This window comes from Gilliamella sp. B2911, from assembly GCF_026536965.1.
GTDB classification, from domain to species: domain Bacteria; phylum Pseudomonadota; class Gammaproteobacteria; order Enterobacterales; family Orbaceae; genus Gilliamella; species Gilliamella apicola_E.
Genome location: NZ_JAFNNA010000011.1, coordinates 38,581 through 56,471, shown reverse-complemented (window position 1 = coordinate 56,471; position 17,891 = coordinate 38,581). Strand labels below are relative to the sequence as shown.

The 17,891-nt window shown below is 34.0% G+C and carries 13 protein-coding genes; 8 read left to right on the top strand and 5 right to left on the bottom strand.

Annotation, left to right across the window (positions count from 1 at the left end; genetic code table 11):
• Window positions 1-7: 7 nt before the first annotated feature.
• Window positions 8-457: a terminus macrodomain insulation protein YfbV gene (gene yfbV / locus J3U27_RS09420; RefSeq protein ID WP_065734032.1), complete on the bottom strand. Its 450-nt coding sequence runs from the start codon at window positions 455-457 to the stop codon at window positions 8-10.
• A 185-nt stretch (window positions 458-642) separates the two neighbouring features.
• On the opposite strand from yfbV, the gene J3U27_RS09415 reads away from it, so the two are divergent.
• From J3U27_RS09415 to J3U27_RS09400, 4 genes are all read left to right on the top strand, one after another.
• Window positions 643-1,848, top strand: a complete 1,206-nt coding sequence (locus J3U27_RS09415; protein WP_065563049.1) for an acetate kinase — start codon at window positions 643-645, stop codon at window positions 1,846-1,848.
• Window positions 1,849-1,915: 67 nt separating this feature from the next.
• A complete protein-coding gene (gene pta / locus J3U27_RS09410; RefSeq protein WP_065734033.1) occupies window positions 1,916-4,060 on the top strand; it encodes a phosphate acetyltransferase in 2,145 nt (714 codons plus the stop codon).
• 365 nt (window positions 4,061-4,425) lie between these two features.
• Window positions 4,426-4,902: a toxin-activating lysine-acyltransferase gene (locus tag J3U27_RS09405; RefSeq protein WP_065734034.1), complete on the top strand. Its 477-nt coding sequence runs from the start codon at window positions 4,426-4,428 to the stop codon at window positions 4,900-4,902.
• A 19-nt stretch (window positions 4,903-4,921) separates the two neighbouring features.
• Window positions 4,922-8,122, top strand: coding sequence for an autotransporter outer membrane beta-barrel domain-containing protein (locus tag J3U27_RS09400; RefSeq protein WP_267377324.1), 3,201 nt, complete (start codon window positions 4,922-4,924; stop codon window positions 8,120-8,122).
• 315 nt (window positions 8,123-8,437) lie between these two features.
• Here J3U27_RS09400 and J3U27_RS09395 read toward each other — a convergent pair whose 3' ends face one another.
• Window positions 8,438-8,902, bottom strand: a complete 465-nt coding sequence (locus tag J3U27_RS09395) for a MarR family winged helix-turn-helix transcriptional regulator (RefSeq protein WP_267330750.1) — start codon at window positions 8,900-8,902, stop codon at window positions 8,438-8,440.
• A gap of 3 nt (window positions 8,903-8,905) precedes the next feature.
• On the bottom strand, window positions 8,906-9,337 hold the full coding sequence (locus J3U27_RS09390) for a hypothetical protein (protein WP_267330751.1): 432 nt from the start codon (window positions 9,335-9,337) through the stop codon (window positions 8,906-8,908).
• Between the two features lie 329 nt (window positions 9,338-9,666).
• Between J3U27_RS09390 and guaA the strand changes: the two genes are divergently transcribed.
• The gene (guaA, locus tag J3U27_RS09385) at window positions 9,667-11,250 is read left to right on the top strand and encodes a glutamine-hydrolyzing GMP synthase (RefSeq protein WP_267377323.1); all 1,584 of its coding nucleotides are present in this window, start codon (window positions 9,667-9,669) and stop codon (window positions 11,248-11,250) included.
• Window positions 11,251-11,486: 236 nt separating this feature from the next.
• Here guaA and J3U27_RS09380 read toward each other — a convergent pair whose 3' ends face one another.
• Window positions 11,487-12,236 carry a glycosyltransferase family 25 protein gene (locus tag J3U27_RS09380; RefSeq protein ID WP_267377322.1) on the bottom strand — a complete coding sequence of 250 codons (750 nt, stop codon included), beginning with the start codon at window positions 12,234-12,236 and terminating at the stop codon, window positions 11,487-11,489.
• A gap of 202 nt (window positions 12,237-12,438) precedes the next feature.
• Here J3U27_RS09380 and J3U27_RS09375 point away from each other — a divergent pair, with 202 nt between their 5' ends.
• On the top strand, window positions 12,439-12,909 hold the full coding sequence (locus J3U27_RS09375; protein ID WP_267377321.1) for a YhcH/YjgK/YiaL family protein: 471 nt from the start codon (window positions 12,439-12,441) through the stop codon (window positions 12,907-12,909).
• Window positions 12,910-12,936: 27 nt separating this feature from the next.
• Window positions 12,937-13,875, top strand: coding sequence for a sugar kinase (locus J3U27_RS09370; RefSeq protein WP_065563538.1), 939 nt, complete (start codon window positions 12,937-12,939; stop codon window positions 13,873-13,875).
• Window positions 13,876-13,962: 87 nt separating this feature from the next.
• On the opposite strand, the gene J3U27_RS09365 is transcribed toward J3U27_RS09370, so the two are convergent.
• The gene (locus J3U27_RS09365) at window positions 13,963-14,700 is read right to left on the bottom strand and encodes a cyclase family protein (protein ID WP_267377320.1); all 738 of its coding nucleotides are present in this window, start codon (window positions 14,698-14,700) and stop codon (window positions 13,963-13,965) included.
• Window positions 14,701-15,016: 316 nt separating this feature from the next.
• Between J3U27_RS09365 and uvrA the strand changes: the two genes are divergently transcribed.
• On the top strand, window positions 15,017-17,851 hold the full coding sequence (uvrA, locus tag J3U27_RS09360) for an excinuclease ABC subunit UvrA (RefSeq protein WP_416380560.1): 2,835 nt from the start codon (window positions 15,017-15,019) through the stop codon (window positions 17,849-17,851).
• The last annotated feature ends 40 nt before the right edge of the window (window positions 17,852-17,891 follow it).

Below are 17,891 nucleotides of genomic sequence, written 5' to 3'. Positions count from 1 at the left end.
TATATCTTTATGGTTGGTTATCGTCATTTTGCCCAAAATAATTCCCTAAATGAATTTTAGATAAGTTTATTAGTTTCATTAACGATTCAAAAGTTAATTTTTCATTTGGATTTTTATTCGGACTTAATATCTTTTTTTCAATTAATTGCAATTTGATTCGGTTGTAGCTGTCAATTAAGTTGAGCGGTAATGGCGATTGAGAACGATATCCTAACCACAAGATCCCTTGAATAGGTAAACTTAAGGCAAATAGAATTGTGATTGCTGTTACCGCTAATTGCGCGGGTAAATAATATTGCCAAAGAATTAAGCCGATGATGATCGGCGGTAAAATTTTTTTTGCAACTTTGATGTAGTTAATAATTTTTAATTCAGGAAATGAATAGGATAGGGCTTTATCTTTTGGGCAAATATCCATATATATTTGACCTGCCTTAAAAATTTTAACTAAGTTCATCTGGTTTGGATTCCTCGACATTCACATTTTATTGTCTTAAAATAGTGCCATTCAAATTGGGGGCTCTCTTTATTTTATCTCAAATTTCAAGATATCAGAAGTCGCCTTATATAACACATTGATTAATGTGTAGAGTTGCCAATATTGATTGGTAAAAATCTTTTATTCAATTTATAGGAATTACTATGTCATCAAGTAATAACGCTCTCGTTCTGAATTGTGGAAGTTCATCTTTAAAATTTGCTATTATTAACCCTGAAAATGGTGATGAGTTTTTATCTGGTTTAGCTGAATGTTTTCACCTTCCTGATGCTCGTATCAAATGGAAATTAGATGGTGAAAAGCAAGAAGCTTCTTTAGGAGCTGGTGCAGCACATAGCGAAGCGATTAAATTCATTGTTAATAACATTTTTCCACAAAAACCAGAATTATTAGACAGCATAAAATCAATTGGGCACCGTATTGTTCATGGTGGTGAGAAGTATACCCAATCAGTTGTGATTGATGATTCCGTTTTAAAAGGTATTGAAGAAGCTTCTGCTTTTGCGCCTTTACATAATCCAGCACATTTAATTGGTATTCGCGAAGCTTTTATTGCATTTCCTCATTTAAAAAATAAAAATGTTGCAGTATTTGATACAGCTTTCCATACTACAATGCCTAAAGAAGCATATTTATATGCAATTCCTAATGAATTATATACTAAGTACGGTGTTCGCCGTTATGGTGCTCATGGTACTAGTCATTATTATGTCAGCCGAGAAGCTGCAAAATTATTAAATAAACCTGTTGATCAAACGAATGTGATTACATGCCACTTAGGTAATGGTGCTTCAATCACTGCTGTGAAAAACGGTAAAAGTATTGAAACTTCTATGGGCTTAACACCACTTGAAGGTTTAGTTATGGGGACACGAAGTGGTGATATCGATCCTGCTATCATGTTCTTTTTACATGACAATTTAAATATGTCAGTTGCTGATATTAATAATTTATTAAATAAAAAATCAGGATTATTAGGTTTAACTGGTGTAAGTAGCGATTGCCGTTATGTAACAGATAATGCAGATAAAGACGAAAATGCTAAAAATGCTTTAGAAGTATTTGTTCACCGTTTAGTCAAATACATTGGTGGTTATGCGATGTTGTTAGACGGCCGTTTAGATGCAATCGTGTTTACTGGTGGTATTGGTGAAAATGCTGAATGTATTCGTCGTAAAACTTTAGAAAAATTAAGTATACTTGGTTTTGAGATTGATAAAGAACGTAATTTAGCTGCACGTTTTGGTAACGGTGGTGTGATCACTAAAGATGGTTCTGCTATTGCAATGGTTATTCCTACCAATGAAGAACTTGTCATCGCACAAGATGCAGCACGCTTAACAGCTTAAGCACTTTAAAACCGCCGTTAAGGCGGTTTGTTTTTGGATTTAATAAAGAATTAAGAGGAAACTTATTATGTCTCGTACCATTATGCTGATTCCAACTGGTACCAATGTTGGATTAACGGGTGTAAGTCTTGGTGTTATTCGAGCAATGGAACGTCAAGGTATTAACTTAAATGTATTTAAACCAGTTGCCCAACCAAGAGCAGGTGGTGATGCGCCTGATAATACAACGACTTTAGTTAGTAATAATACATCGATTCCAACTTTGAAACCTTTAAAAATGAGTTATGTTGAAAACTTATTAGGTTTGAATCAACAAGATGTTTTGATGGAAGAAATCGTTGCACTATATGCAGAAAATACTAAAGGTGCAGATGTTGTTTTAGTTGAAGGTATTGTACCAACTATTGATTATCCATTTGCTAATGAACTAAATAATAACATCGCGAAAACTTTAGGCGCTGAGATTATTTTTGTGGTTAATATGGGTAAAGATGATCCAGAGCAGTTAAAAGAACGCATTGAGATTGCTCGTTCTAATTTTGGTGGCATCAAAAATGATAAGATTATTGGTGTGATTGTTAACAAAGTCAATGCACCAGTAGAAGAACAAAATCTCGCTCGTCCAGATGTTGTTGAAATTTATCATACACCTAAATTTGATGGTAAGAAAATTACAATTAATGATTTAAGCGAGCATAGCCCATTACCTGTACTTGGCTGTATTCCTTGGAACATCGATTTAAGTTCTTGTCGTACATATGACATTGCTAATCATTTACAAGCTAAAATCATTAATGAAGGCGGTATTAAAAATCGTCGAATTAAACATGTTTCTTTCTGTTCTCGTAGCGTTCCAAATATTATTAATCACCTTCAACCGAACGCGTTATTAGTAACTTCAGCTGATCGTGCTGATGTTTTAGTAACAATCTGTTTAGCTGCAATGAATGGTGTTGCTATTGGTGGTGTATTATTGACTGGTGGCTATGATATTGATGAAAAAATCTATAAATTGTGTCAACCTGCTTTTGATACAGGATTACCAGTATTTACTGTTAAAACCAATACATTCCAAACTTCAATCAATTTACAACAATTCAATTTAGAAATCCCGGTCGATGATAAAGAACGTATGGATAATACTCAGAATTTTGTTGCCGATCACATTGATCCAAGTTGGATTAAATCATTGAATGAAGTGGTTAGTTCTGCTCGTCGATTATCTCCTCCAGCATTCCGTTATCAATTAACTGAGCTTGCACGTAATGCGAAAAAAGTGGTGGTGTTACCAGAAGGGGATGAGCCGAGAACAATTAAAGCAGCTGCAATTTGTGCAGAGCGTCATATTGCTAAGTGTGTGTTAATTGGTAATCCTGATGAAGTCCGTAAAGTGGCTGCGTCGCAAGGTGTTACTTTAGGTGCAGGTGTTGAAATTGTTGACCCAGAACGCATTCGTGATAAATATGTACCTCGTTTAGTTGAATTACGTAAAAACAAAGGTATGACTGAAGTTATTGCGCGTGAGCAATTAGCTGATAATGTTGTGCTTGGTACAATGATGCTTGAAGCAAATGAGGTTGATGGTTTAGTCTCTGGTGCTGTTCATACTACGGCCAATACTATTCGCCCTCCGCTACAATTAATCAAAACTGCTCCAGGTAGTTCGCTTGTTTCATCGGTGTTCTTTATGTTAATGCCTGATCAAGTTTATATCTATGGGGATTGCGCTATTAATCCAGATCCAAATGCGCAAGAACTTGCTGAAATCGCTATTCAATCTGCTGATACTGCTATTGCTTTTGGTATTGAACCACGTGTGGCGATGATCTCTTACTCAACCGGTAGTTCTGGTCAAGGTGCTGATGTTGAAAAAGTGAAAGAAGCAACACGTATTGCTCAAGAAAAACGCCCAGATTTAATGATTGATGGTCCTTTACAATATGATGCTGCGGTTATGCCTGATGTTGCGAAATCAAAAGCGCCAAATTCTAAAGTTGCAGGTAAAGCGACGGTGTTTATATTCCCTGATTTAAATACTGGTAATACAACTTACAAAGCTGTACAACGTTCAGCTGATCTTGTTTCAATTGGACCTATGTTACAAGGTATGCGTAAGCCTGTTAATGATTTGTCTCGTGGTGCGTTAGTTGATGATATTGTTTATACAATTGCATTAACTGCAATTCAATCCGCGCAAGAAAAAAATAGCTAGTAAATTATTAATATTTATGTTTAAATTTATGAGAGGTTTTTCACAGACCTCTCATTTTTTATCTGTCCGATAAGCCCAATCACATAAAGTGACGAAATTAGTTAAGGATGATGTAAGTTATACATTATTTAGCGCTGTTTTTTGTTCCAATTCTATACATTATAAAGTTCTTTTTGATTAATTTATTCAAGCTATATGACTATACATGGTCTATATCTCCCTAATTTAATCAATTTGTTAATTATTTGTCCATTTCATTACCTGTTTAAAGATTAAGCAAAGCTGTTTTTATATTCCTAAGTTTTAAGAAAGATAAGTTTTATTTTCAATATTATTTTTAATTAAAAATATAAAGGTATAACGGAATGAATTGTCTTAATCAGGACTCCATTAGAGTCATTGCACCCAGCATTTATCATGATACTTCATGGAATGAAGCCGAAGTATTAGGCGCCATGGTTTGGTTATGGAACAGGAATTCCAATTATAGAAATGTTGCCATAAGTTCAGCATTGGAAACTTTACTGCCTACTATTCAGTCTAGGAATTTTATTTTACTCATTAAAAATAATCGACCACTCGGTTATCTCAATTGGGCATATTTAAATAAAGATGAGGAACGGGAATATCTAAACAAAACGAAAAGTTATGTGAATTTTGTTCAATGTAATAAGAAAGATGAAAGTAAACAATTATGGCTTTTATCTTTCTTTTGCCCATTTGGACGGAATGAATCTTTCTTGTTGAAATCTATTTGTAAAAAAGTTCTAAAAAATAATCTCTGCTTTTTCGGTTACCACAAGTCAAAAACAAACACCGTTGTAAAAAAAGTTCAATGTTAGAGTCTATAAGGAAAGAATTATGAATCAAATATACCAAACAAAATTTAATTTTCTAACTGGTACTAGCATAGTTTGTTCTGAATTGGCACGACGTGTTAGTAAAGTAGCGATAACTGTTTCAATTTTATCAGCCTCAACCTCTTTATTTGCGTTAGATTGTACACCAAATCCTGATGGATCTTATTTAGTAGGCCAAGACGCTCCTAGTTGTAATAATATAAATGCTGCTACTGCAACGCAAAGTGGTAATGCTGGTTTTTATATTTTAACTAGAAGTAAACTGCATGAACAACTAAATGTGGGTGATACGACCCTTACTGCAAATGTCAGTGCCGATTATACTGGCTTAGGTAACCAATATACTTATGGTGTTTCTGGTGGCTCAATTAAAGCGGGCAATTTAAATTTTACTATAAAGAATGATGGTAATGTGATGGGGCTTACGACTTATCACAATGTCGATATCACTGCTAAAGATGTTGTATTAAATATAACTGATAACTATACACGTGGTCGTAACTCTAGTGGTGGTGTGGCTGCTTATGGGATATTAACCGGTTCAGCTGCAAATGCCGGTGAGAGAAACGCCTATAATGGTAAATATAGCACAGTCACAGTTGATAAACTGACGATCAACCAAACAACATCAGGTGGTAAAACCTCTCCAATATTAAATAATGGTATTCGTGCTATTCAAGGTGCATATGACAATAATGGTCAAGGTTCTGCAGGGCGAGTTATTGTTAATGATGATTTGGATATGACTTTGACTGGTAATCGCGCCATCGGTATTTATGTATCGGGTAATGCAACCAATCATGGTGGCGCGAATGATACTGGTGCTGATGGTCAATTAACACCAATAGTGATTTTAAAAGGCGCTAAAAATAGCATAGTGTTGAATAAAGGTAGCGATAGTTCATCATTGAACTGGGACAGTGTGGGTGTCAAATTAGGAAAGACGCGTAATACTGGTGAAGGTGCTGGTATTTTAGAATCTCATGGTGAACTTAATATTGATACTACAAATGCTTTAAATGGTTCTGGTATTAAGATGGTTCGCAATTCTTTATTAAAAGCAGATTATGACGATAGTTCGACAATCATCAAAACAAATGGTTATGCACTTGAAATCGGGACTCATGATGATGCGAATTCAAGTGGTGTATTTGAACAGGCTGCATCACATGGTGTAAGTGCAAGCTTTAAAAATGCGATATTTACTACCAATGGTACTAGTGCTGACCCGGTTATCAGTGGTTCTGTTGGTCGCAAAGATTTAATTTTTGTCGATCAAGGTCAAGTCGATACTGTATTATCTTTTACCGGTGATAAAACTGATCTAACAGCAAATGATGCGGGTTATATTCTTAACGTGAGTGGAAATTATACCGCATCTGGTTATCAGTTCTTTTCAAATACCTATGATCAAACTGGAACAGAACAAAGTCATGATGATTATCAAGCGTCATCAGTTACCTTTAATGCTTCTGACAAGGGAAGTATGACTGGGCTGGTTTATAAAGGTTTAGTTAAAACTGAAGAGGGTGAAGTTTTAGATGCCAATAAAACGCCTACACTCAACTTAAACTTAAATAATGGCTTTACTTGGAACTTGAAAGCAAATGATACCAGTAAAACTGCTTTATTTGATAATTTAACCTTATCAAATGGTGCGTTACTTAATGCTGCATTTGATGATGCGGGCGCAAATGAGTTTATTTTACAAGGTAATGTTATTAGTGATGGTGGTATTATTAGTTTAGATAATCATTCCCATGGAAAATATAATGATAGTTTAACTATTCAAGGTAATTACTCGGCATCGAATAATGCAATAGTTAAGATGAATACGTTATGGAATAATAATACTTCACAATCAGACTTACTAAAAATTACTGGAGCTGCCAGTGGTGTTACTAAAGTTATTCCTGTTAATGCAAATGGGACTGAAAATTTTATTGATGGTAACATAAAGCAAGTTGCTGCAATATTGAATAGTATTCCTGTTATTAATGTCGGAACTTCAAGCTCAGAAAGCAATTTTACTGGTGATGCACAAACGACAGGTGCAACAGAAGTTCAATTGGCAAAACGTCAAACAACTAATGGTGATGAATACTATTGGACTATGAAGGCAAGTAATCCAGGTGAACCCGTTGGCCCAGTTGGACCAGTCAAACCCGTTGAACCAGTTGAACCAGTAAAACCACCTAAGAAGGTGATCTATTCAAATGCCGTTTCTGGTTATGTATCAATGCCACGAGTAAACCAAGAACAAGGATTATTAAGTATTGGTACTTTGCATGAACGTAGAGGCGAATATGCTAACTTTAACTTAGCTAATTGTAGTACTTGCGATGAACATTTAAGTGAAACTTGGGGAAGAATATTAGGCAAACATCTTAAATCAGACGGAAAAAAACGGTTGAATTTAGAAACTGACGTTTATGGATTACAACTTGGCCATGATCTGGTAAACAATTTATTTGAAGATGGAAGCCACAATTATACAGGTGCTTATCTTTCATATACTAAAGCTAACACTGATTTTTCCGATAAATATCGTGCTGTTAATGGTTTAATTTCTCATAACAAAAAAACCGGAAAAGGTACTTCGGAAGTATTTAGCCTTGGGTTAACTAATACCTATTTTTCTGCTAATAACAGTTATTTAGATTTAGTTGGACAGTTCTCTTCAATCCGCAATAAATATGATGCACGAAAAGAAGCCCGTTCTATCCATCAAAATGGGTATGGTGTAGCTGTTTCAGCAGAAGCCGGACATGCCTTCAACTTTAGTCAACTTGATTCAAGCCAATGGTTAATCGAACCTCAAGCTCAACTTGTTTATCAATATCTTAATTTGGATAGTTTTAAAGATAAATATCGTCAAGTCGATCAGAATAATCAGGATCAATTGCGTGGCAGAATAGGTGTACGAGTAGACCATAATAATCAAGCAGCAGATCGACAAATAATGTCGATTTATGCAATTGGTAATGTTTGGCATGACTTTATTAAGCCAACTCATGTCACAATAGGTAAAGATAGTTTACGTGAAAATTATGCAACTACTTGGGGAGAATTGGGGGTTGGTATAAAAACGGAATTAGGCAAAGATAATTTTCTTTATGGTGATGCTCGTTATGAACATGATTTTGGAAGTACCAAGCATCAAGGCTATAAAGGAAATATTGGAATAGAACATAAATGGTAATTTAGAATTATAAGTTTATTTCTCTGTTCTATACGTAATGGCTAGTCATGCATTACGTATAGACTTTTTTATAAAAAAGTAACTAATAATCAAGTTAAATAAAATAATATGGCTTAATGTTCATCGCGTAAAACTTATTGCAAATGGCAAAAGTGATATTTTTAAGATTGGAATAAATTTAACTCAACAAATCATTTTATAATGAAATTTTTGTTAAATAGAACTCATTTATTAATACTTAACAAATTGATTTTTAGATGAATTAAAGCCATTTAATGTTTTAAACTTGAATAAATATAATAGAGGATAATTACTTTATTCACCTTGACTTTCTAATAGTGTTAATAACATTGACATAAATAGTTTTTTATCATCCTTTAATGTTGAAAAAAATTCTGTATCTATTTGTTCAACTAAAGGTACAGTTTCATTTGCTTTATCAAACCCTTTTTGTGTTAGTTGAATGGATTTTGCTCGACTATCTTTGCTTGAACAGTGGCGCTCAATATAATCTTTTTTCTCTAAATTCTCTAAAATTTGTGAGATTGTCATCACATCGATATTTGTTCGATTGGATAGAGTGACTTGTGTTATTTCATCGTTGTATTGTGATAAATAAGCAAGTGTTGCAAGTACGATAAATTGAGGATGAGTGATAGACTGTTTTTTCAAACAACTTTTGATATTTGTATGCCAGGACGAATAAGTTTTCATAAAAATAAAACCAATTGATTGAGAATCATTTTGAAATTGTGTCAGAAACTTATCGCCCTTTGCCATAATTTATCCTTCAACTAAGCCATTTAATTTGTAAGTTTTATCAATAATATCATCAGAAATCTGTTTTATAAAATCATAGGATGCTTTAGTGTCCATCTTTGTATCTGGTTTTAATGAAATCTCTGATTTCAAAGCATATTGATTTTCTGAAATTTCAACAATTTGATGCGAGAAAAATAATAAACCTATTTCAGGCATATCAAATTGTTCAGTAAATTCTTCCTCATCAATGATTTTTGATAAAGTCACTTCCATTTCTGGTATATTTTGTAATTTAAAAATACCTTTAGTGCCGGTTTTCAAGTCACCAAAAATACGAAAGTCTTCAAGATCAGTTTCCCATAATTTTCTTAAATTAAGATCGGTATAGTATTGCCAAATTTTAGATGGTTTTGCCTTTGTTGGTAATACGAAAGAGATTGAAATTGTGTTCATTATTTTTTTCCTATATTTAGTAAGTAAGCTTATTATAAGTATACTTATTAAATAGGTAAAGAAAATTTTTTGCATAGATTAAAATTGTGGGATTATTCAAAATTCCTCAATTAACGTAATGAATAAATAAGTATTATATAGTCAGGTATTTGATTCTTTAATATAATTAATTATCTAATAAAATTAACAAGATTAAATGTTTAACAGATTTAAAATATATTAATGTAAAATATTTACAATTGTTTTTCATTTAATCCGTTCAATTTAATCGGTAAATGATACAATAGCGCCTTGATTTTGTATTAGTCCATAGTTTAGGAATAAATTTGATGAAAAATGACATCCACCAGCAACGTATTTTAATTCTTGATTTTGGTTCGCAAGTTACCCAATTAATTGCTCGACGGGTTCGTGAAATAGGTGTTTATTGTGAACTTTGGCCATGGGATGTTTCGGAAGAAAAAATCAAACAATTTAACCCTAAAGGTATCATTCTATCTGGTGGTCCTGAAAGTACTACCGACCAAAATAGCCCTCGAGCACCAGAATATGTGTTTAACGCTGGCGTGCCCGTGTTAGGTATCTGCTATGGTATGCAAACTATGGCAATTCAAGTAGGTAAGGGTGGACAAGTTACAGCTTCTAATCAACGAGAGTTTGGTTATGCTAAAGTTGATATTGTTGCAAAATCAAAATTAACAGACGGTATTTTAGATAGCACCAATGATGCTGGTATAGAGCAACTTGATGTATGGATGAGTCATGGTGATAAAGTTACTTCATTACCTGACACATTTACCTTAATTGGGCAAACAGAAACTTGTCCATTCGCCATTATGGCCAACGATGAAAAACAGTTTTATGGCGTACAGTTTCATCCAGAGGTTACGCATACGGTTAAAGGATTAGAGTTATTAATGCGTTTTGTTATTGATATTTGTCAGTGTGAAAAGCTATGGACACCGTCTTCTATTATTACTGATGCAATTGCTCGTATAAAAGAAAAAGTCGGTAAAGATAAAGTATTATTAGGTTTATCAGGTGGTGTTGATTCTTCGGTTACTGCATTATTATTACATCAAGCCATTGGTGAGCAGTTAACTTGCGTATTTGTTGATCATGGCTTATTACGTTTAAATGAAGCAAAGCAAGTCATGGATATGTTTGGTGATAAATTTGGGTTAAATATTATCGCAATTAATGCCGAAGATCGCTTTATGGCTGCTCTGAAGGGAGAGGCTGATCCTGAAGCTAAACGTAAAATTATTGGTCGTGAATTTGTCGCTGTTTTTGATGAAGAGGCGGCAAAATTAAAAGATGTCAAATGGCTTGCTCAAGGTACTATCTATCCAGATGTCATTGAATCTGCTGCTGCTGATACAGGTAAAGCCCACGTGATTAAATCACATCATAATGTTGGTGGTTTACCTGAAGATATGAAAATGGGGCTAGTAGAACCATTAAGAGAATTATTCAAAGATGAAGTACGTAAAGTTGGTTTAGAACTCGGTTTACCTTACGATATGCTTTACCGTCATCCATTCCCAGGACCAGGTTTAGGGGTGCGTGTTCTTGGTGAAGTGAAAAAAGAGTATTGTGATTTACTGCGTCAAGCCGATGCTATTTTTATCGAAGAACTTTATAAAGCTGACCTATACCACAAAGTCAGCCAAGCATTTACCGTATTCTTACCAGTACGTTCAGTTGGAGTGATGGGAGACGGACGTAAGTACGATTGGGTTGTCTCATTACGTGCTGTTGAAACTATCGACTTCATGACCGCTCACTGGGCACATTTACCTTACGAATTCTTAGGGCGAGTATCAAATCGTATTATCAACGAAGTCAATGGAATATCACGAGTTGTATATGATATAAGTGGAAAACCGCCTGCCACTATTGAGTGGGAATAATTGCAACAAATACCATATAATCTTTTTATCTTAAGCCTTGTTTATCAAGGCTTTTTTATATCATTGGTATTTCATAATAATTGTTTTAAGGCTTATGATATAAACTTAAAAACTTGGTATTCATTGGTTGAGCGTATTCGATTAATAAAAATAAATACCTTAATTGTATTAATTAAGAAAAATATCTTTTCATGAATCTTATATAAATCAAAAATAACAGAAAAGTGATGCTTACTTTAATCGATATAATATTTGGTTTTTTCAAAACGATTGATAAAGTGCTTCCAAAACCATAGTGCGATCCGTCTTTGCTTTTTGTCTTTTTTAAATAATTTTTTTCTGTACTCTGAACGTTGTTTGATTTGGTGTATTCGCTCATTATGGATTGATGAGTTTAGTGAACATACATCATTACTTGTTATTAACGCCGGTAAAGTAGCATACAATTTAATATTGGCACATAATTTAAAAACTTTGAACATATCCGCTTCATAACGAATAGGAAATAAGAATTTTATTAGTTTTTTGGCTGCGTCGTTAGTAATGATATAACCGTTGGTTCTCACAGCGCGAGTAACTTCAACAATTTCGAAATTATCTAATATGTATTTTTTATTAATCAGATAATGGAAGTCGGCGGTTAATAAAAAAATGCCTTTTTTGGTATTTTTAGTTTCAAAGCTGTTTAAAAAATCAGGAAGATTGTTAGCTATGACTGAATCATCTTCAATAATCAAAGCATAAGGTAGATTATCATCAACAATTTTTTTATAGATATTAAAATGGCTAAGTGCACAGCCAATCTCACCTTTAGTTAAAAAATTATTTGGATAATCAAGAACATTATTTTTAATGAATGATTCTGTCAGTTTACTTCCATCGACTGCATTATAAATTTCAAAATCAAGCTTTAATCTTTGACACTCTTGTTGTATATATTGTTTTTTTTGGGGTTCTCTTTCTAAATTTATTACAAATGTTTTCATTTTTTCAGTTTTTTATGATTTTTTTGAAGTATAGCATGTCAATTACAACATAAAAACCTTTAAAAACTTATTGCTAAATGATCTACAAAAATGACTAACTTAAGTATATACTTCTTTTTATATAGGTTTCTTCGCTATTGATAAAAGCGGATAAAGCTAATTTAAGTTATTACCTCATTTGAGAAATTAAGGACCGTTAAGTATGATTTTAGGTAATGTTAATCATTTGGATTTAATTCCTTATTTGCCTACCAAGATTAAACAATCAATTGAATATGTAAAAGACAACGTTAATAGCAATACACCAGCTGGTCGTTATGATATTGACAGCGATAATATGTTTTTTATGGTTTCTGACAATTCATTAAGATATATTCATGAAGCAAACCCTGAGTACCATAAAAAGTATATTGATGTGCAAATTGTTTTAGATGGTCAAGAAGGAATGGCTGTTTCCACTCTACCTCCTCATACACAAATATTAGAAGATAAAATAGCAGAAAATGATATCGCTTTTATCAAAACACCTAACGAAGAAACTATGTTAGTATTACATAAAGACGATTTTATTGTATTTTTACCTAATGAAGTACATAAACCGCTTTGTGCTGTCGATAATAAGATTGCAACGGTTCGTAAAGTTGTGGTAAAAATCGCATTAGATTATTTATAAATAGAAGTAAGGATTTTAGGTAGCACTATGACAACAAAAATCGCTGTTATTGGCGAATGTATGATTGAACTTTCAATAAAACAAGATTCAACAACCCGTAGCTTTGGGGGAGATACTCTTAATACGTCGGTTTATTTATCTCGTTTATTAAAAAATAAAGATTTTTCGATTCATTATGTGACTGGTTTAGGAACAGATCCTTTCAGTCAAGAGATGCTTGATAGCTGGCAAAAAGAGCATATTTCAACTGATTTGGTACAAAGAATGTCTGATAAAATGCCAGGACTTTATTCTATTGTGACTGATGAACAGGGTGAGCGTTCTTTCTATTATTGGCGTAATGATGCAGCTGCTAAATTTTGGTTAAAAACAGCTGAAACAGCAAAAATTGCTGAGCAAATTGCTAAATACGATTATGTCTATCTAAGTGGTATCAGTATTGCAATTTTAGATGCGGAAAGTATTATCAAATTATTAGATCTATTAAAACAAGTTAAAGCCAATGGTGGTAAAGTGATTTTTGATAATAACTTCAGACCACGTTTATGGAGTAGCTTGGATTTAGCTCGAAGTGTCTATTCTGATATTTTATCATTTACTGATATTGCGTTTTTAACTTTAGATGATGAAGACTTATTATGGGGCAAGTTACCGTACGAACAAGTAATTGAACGAACTAAAAAGTTTGGTGTTTCTGAAGTGGTCATTAAACGTGGTAGCGATAGTTGTATTATTGATTCTGTGGAAGGGCGTTTTGACGTTCCAGCAAATAAAATCGCTAAAGAAGATGTTATTGATACCACGGCAGCTGGGGATTCATTTAGTGCGGGTTATTTAGCTGCACGTTTAAGTGGTAAAAATCCTTCACAATCAGCAAGCCAAGGTCACCTAGTTGCCGGTACCGTGATTCAGTATCGAGGTGCTATTATTCCTTTGGATGCTACGCCAAAACTAATTGAAGGTTAGTAAATAAAACGGTCAGTAATGACCGTTTTTTCTATCAGAATAGTTTGGCTCTAAAAATATTTAATATCGATTTTTAGGCAAAATAGATTACGGTAGTATTGCAAAAGAGCGTACTGGAAAACCCGAAGCGTTATTTGGTTTGGCTACAATATTAAAGATAACCGCGCCTTTGGTTGGCAATTGATCTAAATTTGTCATTAATTCTACTTGATAAGTATCTTGCTCTAAAACATAGTATTCGCCTTTTAGCGCATTATTTTCCCGAAATGCTTTTGCTGAATCGGTATCAAAAGTTTCGTGGCCAATAGCTTTAATCTTTCGTTCTTCAAATAAAAATTTTAATGCATCAAGTCCCCAGCCTGGAATTTGATTGTTTCCATCCTCATCTTTATTTTCCATTGCAGATTGTGATGGCCATTTTTTACTCCAGTCAGTTCTCAACGCAACAAAACTACCCGCTTCAATTTGCCCATGTTGCTTTTCAAAAGCTAAAACGTCATCTTTAGAAAAAGAAAAATTGGGATCTTGCTTTGCACGTATAGATTGGTCAATTACGATTAGAGGTAATACTAATTCCTGTAATTCAAGTTCATGCAAATAACGAGTATTAGGAACAAAATGAATTGGCGCATCTAAATGAGTACCATATTGACCAGCAAAACTAAAGTTTTGCGCTAAAAAGCCATCACTGTGGTCAAATAGTGTTTTTATTTCAGCCGGTTTAAACATAAAAAAATGGGGCGAATTGTGATCAAATGCATGAGTCAAATCTATCCATTTTTTCGATTTTAATAAATTTAATGCTTGTAAAACGTCGTTATTCAAAATTATTCCTTATATCAAAAAAGTGTATCAATGATTTATTGTAAGATGATTAAATTCAAGAAACCAATAATTTAGAGTTATAGAAATATAACTTTTAGTTCTAATCTATTTTGAAAAAAAGTTGAGGAACGGGGTTTTTGAGGGGTAAAAAATGCTTAATTTGTGCTATTTAATTGACAATTTTGGCTTATATTATTGAATTTCTGCTAATAGACCCTATTGAGCTATATAGTTGTATATTTAATCACTTGATACTGGTATAATATACAGTTAATTTTATTTATTTAAAAACACACATAAGAAGAGATCTATGTCAATTAAAGATATCGATATTCGTGGTGCAAGAACACACAATTTAAAAAATATAAATGTAGTTATACCAAGAGATAAATTGGTTGTTATCACCGGTCTTTCCGGCTCTGGTAAATCATCATTAGCATTTGATACCTTATATGCTGAAGGCCAAAGGCGATATGTTGAGTCATTATCAGCTTATGCTCGTCAATTTTTATCACTAATGGAAAAGCCTGACGTCGATCATATTGAAGGATTATCTCCTGCCATTTCGATTGAGCAAAAATCAACATCGCATAATCCTCGCTCAACAGTAGGAACAATCACTGAGATTTATGACTATTTGCGACTTTTATTTGCTCGAATCGGTGAGCCACGCTGTCCAAATCATAATTTACCCTTAGCTGCGCAAACTGTGTCGCAAATGGTTGATAGTATTATGGCTCTGCCATCTGAAAACCGCTATATGTTGCTTGCGCCGGTTGTTACTGAGCGTAAAGGTGAGTTCGTTAAATTATTTGAACAACTTGCAGCAAGTGGTTATATTCGAGTTCGAGTTGATGGTGATGTTTATGACCTTTCAGATCCACCAATACTTGAGCTTCAGAAAAAACACACAATTGAAGTCGTTGTTGACCGTTTCCGAATTCGGGATGATTTGAAATTACGTTTAGCCGAATCAATCGAAACAGTGCTTTCCATAACTAATGGTATTGTCAAAGTCGCGAATTTAGATGATCCGAAAGCAGAAGAGCATCTATTTTCTGCCAATTTTGCTTGTCCTATATGTGGTTATAGCATTCCAGAACTTGAGCCGCGATTATTCTCATTCAATAATCCTGCTGGTGCATGTCCGGAATGTGACGGTTTAGGTGTACAACAATATTTTGATCCAAAGCGTATTGTTCAAATGCCTGAAGTTTCTTTAGCTGCCGGAGCGATCAAAGGATGGGATAGACGTAATTTCTACTATTTTCAAATGTTAAAATCGCTAGCAAACCATTATAAATTTGATATCGATAAGCCATATGAAAAATTATCTGACAAAGTAAAAGATATTCTATTAAATGGTTCTGGTGATGAAGAAATACAGTTCGTTTATACCAATGATCGTGGTGATGTCGTTAAACGTAATCACCCTTTTGAAGGGATCATCAATAATCTTAGTCGTCGTTATAAAGAAACTGATTCACAAACTATCCGTGAAGAGTTAGCTAAATATATCAGTAATCGTCCTTGCCCATGTTGTGGCGGTTCACGATTATGTAGAACTGCGCGTCATGTATTTATTAATGATACTAATTTACCAACAATTAGTGATTTAAGTACACAACAAGCTAAAGATTTCTTTGATAAGCTTACTTTAACCGGACAACGAGCGCAGATAGCCGAAAAGATTTTAAAAGAAATTAATGATCGTCTGCAATTTTTAATTAATGTTGGTTTGAATTATTTAACCCTGTCACGTTCTGCTGAAACCTTATCCGGTGGGGAAGCACAACGAATTCGACTGGCTAGTCAGATTGGTGCGGGGCTTGTTGGTGTTATGTATGTTCTCGATGAACCATCAATTGGTTTGCACCAGCGTGATAATAGTCGCTTGATTGATACATTAACTCACTTACGCGATTTAGGTAATACCGTCATTGTTGTTGAACATGATGAAGAAGCGATAATGGCTGCTGATTATGTGATTGATATTGGACCAGGCGCTGGTGTCCATGGTGGTGAAGTTGTTGCTCAAGGTACGCCAAAACAGATTATGGCAAGTAAGAACTCTTTGACTGGTAAATATCTTTCTGGAAAAGAGAAAATTGAGATTCCAGCTAAACGTCATAAAGTTGATAAGAAAAAGATGTTATCATTGATTGGCGCGACAGGAAATAATCTTAAAGATGTCACATTAAACATTCCTGTAGGGCTATTTACTTGTATTACTGGCGTCTCTGGATCAGGTAAATCAACATTAATCAATGACACCTTATATCCATTAGCTCAAAACGAATTAAATGGCGCTGAAAAAACCGAAATTGCACCATTCAAATCAATTAAAGGATTAAACTTTTTTGATAAAGTTATTGCAATAGATCAGAGCCCAATTGGACGGACACCACGATCTAATCCAGCAACTTATACTGGCTTTTTTACATCAATTCGTGAGCTTTATGCAGGGGTACCAGAAGCCAGGGCAAGAGGCTATAATCCTGGACGTTTTAGCTTTAATGTTAAAGGTGGACGCTGTGAAGCTTGCCAAGGTGATGGTTTAATTAAAGTTGAAATGCATTTTTTACCTGATATCTATGTACCTTGTGATCAGTGTCATGGCGCACGATATAATCGAGAAACATTAGAAATCAAATACAAAGGTAAGTCGATTAATGAAATCCTCAACATGACTGTTGAAGAAGGTCGAGAATTTTTTGACGCGGTACCGATGATTTCACGCAAATTACAGACTTTAATTGATGTTGGTCTTGCTTATATTACCATTGGTCAATCAGCAACAACATTATCTGGAGGTGAAGCGCAACGAGTAAAACTTGCAAAAGAGTTATCTAAGCGAGATACTGGTAGCACACTTTATATCCTAGATGAACCAACTACGGGCTTACATTTTGCGGATGTAAAACAATTGCTTGCTCAACTACACTCATTGAGAGATAAAGGCAATACTATTGTAGTTATCGAACATAATTTAGATGTTGTCAAAACTGCCGATTGGATTGTCGATTTAGGTCCAGAAGGAGGTAGTGGCGGTGGAGAAATCATCGCCGAAGGAACACCAGAAGACGTTGCTAAATCGAAAAAATCTTATACTGGTAAATACTTAAAACCATTACTGGAAAAGCAAAAGTAGTAAGTATTGTTATATAAATAAAGTTAACCATAGGAGAAGG